Origin of the sequence: Mesorhizobium sp. M7A.F.Ca.CA.004.06.1.1, from assembly GCF_003999135.1 — a bacterium.
Taxonomy (GTDB): domain Bacteria; phylum Pseudomonadota; class Alphaproteobacteria; order Rhizobiales; family Rhizobiaceae; genus Mesorhizobium.
The window spans coordinates 1-7,252 of the sequence record NZ_RZPQ01000257.1 but is presented as its reverse complement, the minus strand read 5'-3'; the positions used below and the strand labels follow the sequence as shown (position 1 = coordinate 7,252).

Annotated in this window: 2 protein-coding genes; both read right to left on the bottom strand. The window is 64.2% G+C overall.

Annotation, left to right across the window (positions count from 1 at the left end):
• Positions 1 to 302: 302 nt before the first annotated feature.
• Positions 303 to 848 carry an invasion associated locus B family protein gene (locus tag EN906_RS16790; RefSeq protein WP_236383341.1) on the bottom strand — a complete coding sequence of 182 codons (546 nt, stop codon included), beginning with the start codon at positions 846 to 848 and terminating at the stop codon, positions 303 to 305.
• A 75-nt stretch (positions 849 to 923) separates the two neighbouring features.
• A complete protein-coding gene (locus tag EN906_RS16785) occupies positions 924 to 7,244 on the bottom strand; it encodes an autotransporter outer membrane beta-barrel domain-containing protein (protein ID WP_206529101.1) in 6,321 nt (2,106 codons plus the stop codon).
• Positions 7,245 to 7,252 lie beyond the last annotated feature (8 nt).

Here is a 7,252-nt window from a genome sequence, read left to right as displayed (position 1 = left end):
GGCTCGAACCCCAGATGAGCATCTCGATCAAGTTTGCACCGCAGCTAGTTCAGCCGCCCCAACGTCCTGAGTAAGCCCACGCAATTCGGCCGGAGGCGCAAGGCAGAAAGTTCGAAAAGCTTCCAAGAACCCCAGTCGATGGCCAATTGTAGAACCGTTGACGTCCGCGTTGAGACCGGCAGCGGACCGACGGCTTTATTGTCAGTCACTAGCCTACCCCTGCATTACGACCCAGCACAGTGCTACTTGAACCGGTGGCAAGCATCGGCTTTTCGCTAAGAAACGCGCTCCGGCAGGAATTGTCACGCTCCAGCGAGGACGCCAAGCCTGTCCAGAGCAGGTGCAAGTCCTTTCAACGACACGGGCAGGACCACCTCCTTCTGATCTGCGCTTCTGACCTTTATCTTGAGCACCGAACCGGCCCGCAAAGCTGCGACTGTTTCTTCCCCGAGGCTGAGCGGCACGATGCAGCCGGCCGGCAGGCAGGTGGAGAGGCGCAGCGCCGCCAGCGGCTGGCTGTCGTCAATCTGCAGTGTGGCACCGGCGTCGAGCAGGAGGCCAAACGGAAGAACGAGATTGCCGGCGAGCGTGCCGTCGCTGTTTCGCCTAAGCTCGACAGCCATCACCCGCTGCCCGTTCTGCTGCGTTTGTTGCTGGGAGACAGCGCACGCTATTTGTGGTGCCCCGCTTTGACAGGTTAGGTTCCAGTCCTGGTAGCTCTCCTGGAGCGAAGTAGCACCGCCTGGAAGGCCTGTCTTCTCTTGAGCAAATGCCGAAATCGCAAAGCCCATGATGAGCAGCGCGGTGGCCACCAGGAGGAGGCTTCTACCCCAGCTCTTACGGGTCATATCTTCATCCATTCCTGTCCAGCCCGGCGCACTCGAATCAGGGCTCATTGTCTTTGTCAGCCGTCAACCTGCTGACTACCACTTGACGCTGAGGCCGAGCTTCGCGCCGATGGAGCGGCTGTCGCCGAATTCCTTCAGGCTCGACTTTGCGAAGGCTTCCCCGAAGACCGTGTAGCGATCGTCGGCCCAGGAGAGCGATCCGCCGAGACCGACACCGCCCCACAGCGGCTGGTCGTGCTCGTGAAGCGCGGTGCCGGAGACATCCACGTCATTGCCGTCGAGGAAGTCGTAATAGAGATTGGCAATGCCGTAGAAATGCGAGCGGCTGACCTTGCCCTGGGCGCCGGTCCAGGCGTCCTCATAGTCGAGCGACAGGCCGGCACGGCCGATCAGCGCCTCACTGCGGCTCAGCGACACCGCTGCGTCGAACGGATCGGTGAAGCTGTCGAAGCGGACCGAAGAATAGGAGAGCTGAGCCTGCGGCGTCAGCGTCCATTTGGCCCCGAGCGCGAACTTCTGGCCGGCTTCGATGCTCACAGCATAGCCGAAGCCATTATTGCCCTTCGCGAGCTCGCTGCCCAGGGTGGTGGACTTCAGGTCGCTGTCATACCACGTTACCTGGGCCTGGCCGTCGGTGTAGAAGCCGTTGTCGCCATACCAGGTCAGCGTGCCGGCGAAGCCATAGCCTTTGGCGTCGATCGAGCCGACGCCATAGATCGACGAGATGTCGGAGGAAGCCGTGCCATAGTGGAAAGAGACACCGCCGAGCAGGATGCCGGTGGCATCTTCGTAGAGGAGACCATCGACCCCCGTCTCCAGTTTCCATGTCGTCACGTCGTAGTCCGACACGGTCGTGGCGCTCTCGGGACTTTGCCGCGTGTGGGCGCCCTCGATGCGAGCCCAGATCGCGTTCTGCGACGGAACGGACCCGATCTCGTCGGCGCCTTGAGCAGCGCCCACCCAAGACCGGTTGCCGAGGCGCTGCTGCAGGGTGTCCAGTTCGTTGAGACTCTGCAGGACGCCCGCATAGGCCTCATAGATCGGTACGGCCGGCGAATAGAGTGGGTTCGGCGATCCATTGATCAGCGCCGAACGCAGATACCAGTCACCGTCCGCCGGCGTACTGACACCGTTCTTGTAGAGCCGGTAGGCATAGGCGCCGCTGACCACGGCCTGGTCGCCCTGGAAGACATAGTCGCCAGCCAGCGAGAAGGTGCCGGCCGAGGTTCCGTCGATATCGACGATCTTGACGCCCTCGATGGTCTGCGCCCCCGCTCCGCCGACATTACCTACCGCAAAAATGCCGGTGCCGGAGGTGCTACCATGGATGACGACCTTGTCGGTGGTCGAGGCATCGCCATCGAGCGCGGCATTGAGGAAGATGGTTCCGCCATTGCCGGTGTAATCGCCATTGATCGTCAGCGTCGTGCCGGGCGCGGTGCCCAGCCGCACCGAGCCTGCGTTGCCGAGCGAAGCCACGGTTTGGTTAAAGCCGGCGAGGTCGAGCGTTGCACCTGAGGCAACCGTGTATGCCGACGCGGCGCCAAGCGCGTCGACGGTACCGGCCGCCAAGGTGCCCTGCTGCACGCCAGTTGCACCGGCGAAAGCGGAGTCGCCTGAGGCCAGCACAAGGGTTCCATCGCTGGCTTTGGTGAATGCACCCGACCCGGTCAGCGCGCCGTTCAGCGTCAAGGTCGTGGCGGCGGCGGTCGAGACGGTGCCGGAGCTCATCACATTCAGCGCACGAGAGGTAGCAAAACTGTTGGTCGCGCTGAGCGTGCCGCCGTCGAGGCTGAGCCCGCCGGCGGCGTCGCCAAGATTGGCATCGGCAGCAACCTGCAGCGTGCCGCCATTGATCGCCGTGCCGCCGGTGTAGGTGTTGGTGCCGGTCAGCACCAGCGTGCCGCGGTCGGATTTGACAAGCTGCGCGTCGCCCGAAAGAACGGAGGCGATCGTGGCCGTCATGCCGGCGCCCGCCGCAGTACCGTCGCCGACGACGATGCTGCTGGATGGTCCGGTGAGCTCGACGGCATTGCCCTGGACACTATAGCCATCGGTCATGAACTGCATGCCAGAGGCAGTTACGTGGCCCAAGCCTTCATCCACCATCACCGTGCCGGCCTGGCCGGCAAAGATGGCGAAGGAAGCGTCGGCGTAAGTGGCATTGATGGTGCCCGTCTCATTGGCCCAGTTGTCATTGCCGGCCGAAGCCTGCCAGACGCCGTCGCCGCCATTGATCACGCCGTTGTTCTTGGGGCCGGCAGCGCCATCCCAGTAGTTGAAGGTCAGGCCTTCGGTGTTGACGAGGTTCACTTGGTGATCGATCGATGTCTGGATCGAATAACCCGTCGACGGGATCGTGCCCACGGCGAGGCCGTTGTTGGTGAGAGTGCCGTCATAGCTGAAGACACGGTAGACGCCTGGCCCGAAGGTTCCGCCTGCGCTCGTGGTGACGTTGAGCGTGCCGTCGAGGACGAGGTTGCCGCCCACTGTCGTCAGGTCATTGAGCGCCCCACCGACGACGTTCGCCTCGCCGAAGGAATAGTTGAGGATCGAGCCGCTGGAGAGATTGAGATTCCCAGCGATCGCCAGCGTGCCTGGGGTGTCGTCGGCCGAGCCGGGTGACAGGGTCGCCCCGTCGGCGACCGTGATATCGCCGCCGATCGCGCCCTTGCCGCCGATGGTCGCGCCGCTCGCAACCGAGACCGCGCCCGTCGCACCACCGTTGTCGCCATCGACATAGAGGCCGCCGGCCGTGACCATGGTCGACCCGGCATAGCTGTTGGAGCCGGTCAGGGTGAGTGCTCCGGCGCCCGTCTTGTTAAAACCGCCAGCGCCGGTGAGCGGGCCCGAAAGGATGAGATCCGCATCGGTCTGGAAAGTGCCGACACCCGAATTGAGAGTGACGTCACGCGCCGAGGTGAAGGCCGCGGTGGTCTGCAGCGTTGCGCCATCGTCCAGGCTCAAGCCGCCAGAGGTATCGCCCAGATTGGCATCCGCCGAAACCTGCAGCGTGCCGCCCTTGATGGCCGTGCCGCCGGTGTAGCTGTTGGTGCCGGTAAGCACCAGCGTTCCAAGATCCGTCTTCACCAGTTGAGTCGCACCTGTGAGGTTCGATGCGATGGTTCCGCTGAAGCCTGCCCCGACCAGCGTGCCGTCGCCGACCCGGATGGTCGACTGCGGCCCGAGCAATTCGATGTCCTGTCCCTGGACCACATACCCGCCGGTCGCGAACTGCATGCCCACGGCCTGCACCTGGCCATTGGTGTTGTCGACGCTGACCATACCGGCTGCGCCGGCAAAGATGGCAAAGCTGCCATTGGTGAAGGCCGCGTTCAGGTTGCCATCCGAACCGGTCCAGTTGTCGTCTCCAGCGGCCCGCCAGGTTCCGTTTCCTCCGTTGACAACGTCATTGCTTTTTGGACCGGCGTCGCCATCCCAGAAATTGAGGGTCTGGCCGCTGATGTCGACGAGGTTGACCTGGCCCGCGACCGACGTCTGCACCACGTGGTTGGCCGATGTTGTGTCCAGCCCGTTGTCGGCAAGCGCGCCGTCATAGCTGATGACGCGATAGATGCCCGGCCCGAAATTGCCGCCCGGGGCTTCCGTGACATTGATGGTGCCATCGAGCGTCAGATTGCCATGCACGACGGTCAGATCGTTGTAAGCGCCGCCGACCACGCCCGCCTGGCCGAACGAATAGTCGAGGTTCGACCCGGAGGCCAGATCAAGACTGCCATTGATCGTGAGCGTGCCGGGCGTGGCGCCAAGGCCGCCAGGAGCCAGTCTGCCTGCCACGTCAACAAGGACGTCACCGCCGACAACGCCCGTGCCGCCAAGCGTACCCGCGGCGACGATGGTCTGTCCGCTCGCGGCAGTCTGGTCTCCATTGATGTAGAGCCCACCGCCACCGTTGATGATGGTGAAGCCGGAATAGCTATTCTCGGCCGTGAGCACGGTGGTCCCCGTTCCGGCCTGGGTAACGCTGCCGCTGCCGGAGATCGTGCCGTCGAATGTATAAAGGTTGGAGCGATTGAAGCTGAGCGTGCCGTCGTCGACCACATCGCCGAGAACCGCACCCGTCGTGCCGCCAGTGCCCAAAGCCAGGACGCCGCCCGCAATGGTCGTGCCGCCGGTGTAGGTGTTGTCGGCACCGAGGAACAGCGCTCCCGTGCCGGTTTTTGTCAGCCCGCCCGCGCCGTCGATGGTTCCATTCCATGCAAGCGTATTGTCAATCTCGAATGTGCCGCCGCCCGCTTCAAGGGTCGCGTTGCGTCCGGAAGTCACGTTGGACAGGCTGCTCACGTGCAGCGTGCCACCATCGAAAGTGACCTTGCCCGCCGCACTGCCAAGATTGGCGTCGGCCGTGATCAGGACCGTGCCCCCTTTGATGAACGTGCCTCCCTGATAGGTGTTGGTGCCTGCCAGGATGAGTGTGCCGTCGCCTTGTTTGGTCAACGCGCCAACACCCGCGATGGTGCCGCCGAGCGCCAGGTTGGTCGCGCCGTCGATATCGAAAGTGCCGCCGCCGGCGTTGAGCGTCACGAAGCGCCCGGAAGCGATACCGGCGGTAGTGTGCAGCGTGCCGCCGTCAAGCGAAAGAACGCCGGGGAAGCCGCCGAGATTGCTGTCGGAGGAGATCTGCACGGTGCCGCCATTGATCGCGGTGCCGCCGGTATAGGTGTTGGTGCCTGCCAAAACCAGCGTGCCGGCGTCGGTTTTGACCAGTTGCCCGGCCCCCGTGAGGTTCGAGGCGATGGTTGCCGTATAGCCCGCGCTCGCCGCCGAGCCGTCGCCAACGCGGATGATCGACTGCAGCCCAATAAGCCCTACGTCCGCGCCCTGCACCCGGTAGCCGCCGATCGCGAATTGCATGCCGGCAGCCAAAACCGGGCCATTCGTGCCGTCCACCGTCACCGTCCCAGCCGTACCCTGGAAGATGGCGAAGCTGCCATTGGCAAAGGGAGCGGCGAAAAGTCCGGTCGAATCCGTCCAGTTCTGGTCGCCGGCAGCACGCCAGGTGCCGTTGCCGCCATTGACGGCACCGTTGGAATGCGGACCGGCGTCGCCGTCCCAGTAGCTCAGCGTCAGGCCCGCCGAGTTGACCAAATTGACCTGGTTGGCGACCGACGTCTGCACGAAATAGTTCGGATCGGTGACGTTGAGGCCGTTGTCGATCAGCGAGCCGCCATAGTTGAACACGCGATAGATCCCGGGGCCGAAGCTGCCGCCCGATGTCTTCGTAATGTTGAGTGTACCGTCGAGGGTGAGATTGCCGCCGACGTTGATCAGGTCGTTGAGCGCGCCGCCAGGCACATTGGCCTGGCCGAAATCGACGTTGAGGTTGGAATTGCCGAGGGCGAGATTGCCGTTGATGGTCAGCGTGCCGGGCATGCTGCCTGCTCCACCGGCGCTCAACGTGCCGCCGTCGGCGACCGTGACGCTGCCGCCGATGATGCCTGTGCCGCCAAGCGTCGCGCCGCCGGCGACCGAAATCTGCCCGGCCGCGCCCGACTGGTTGCCGTTGACGAGCAGGGTGCCGGCATTGACGTTGGTCGCGCCGCTATAGCTGTTGGTGCCAGTGAGCGTCGTAACGCCGCTGCCGAGCTTGTTGACCGTGCCGCTGCCCGAGATCGCGCCGGCAAAGATGTAATCGCTGTTGAGGTTGAAGGCGAGCACGCCGTTGTTCGTAACGGCTGGCGTCGCGAGCGCCCCGGCCGTCGCGCCGTTGCCGATTTGCAGCGTCCCGGACTGTATAGTCGTGCCGGCACTGTAGCCGTGGTTCCCGGTCAGCGTCAGCGCGCCGGCGCCTTGCTTGGAGAGGCTCTCGAAATTGCTGACATTGGCGGCGTCCAGCGTGCGTCCCGCGGCGGCGACCACTTGCAGTGTGTCTCCGACGCCAGTCTCGCCACCGGTACCCGCGTCAACGCCCGCGCCACTGATGACGGCGGTGTCATTGAGCACCAGCGTGTCGTTGCCGGCGCCGAGATTGAGCTGTGCGGCGCCTGTGTTGAGCGTGCCGCTTACGTTGACCGTGTCGTTGCCGGCGCCAAGATTGCCATTGCCGCGCAACGTGCCGCCCGCCGCGATGGTGATGGTGCTTGCGCCGCCATCGCCGGCAAGAGTTGAGAAGCCACCGGCGGCGGCTCCGACCGTGCCGTTGACGGTGAGCGTGCCGGTACCGTTCAAGGCGATCGTCGGTGTGGTGAGGCCGCCGTTGACCTGCAGGACACCCGCGTCAATGCGCGTGGCGCCGATATCGTTGCCGGCTTGCGTCAGCACGGTCGCGCCCGTCCCGATTTGCGCGATCGTGCCTGGGCCGCTGAGAAGGCCGGTGAAATTGAACGTGTCGCTGCGGTTGAACGACAAGGTTGAGGTGGCAGCATTGACGATCACGTTGCCGG

Excerpts from the sequence above, each read along its gene's own strand:
- EN906_RS16790 (WP_236383341.1), bottom strand. The coding sequence starts at position 848 with ATGACCCGTAAGAGCTGGGGTAGAAGCCTCCTCCTGGTGGCCACCGCG.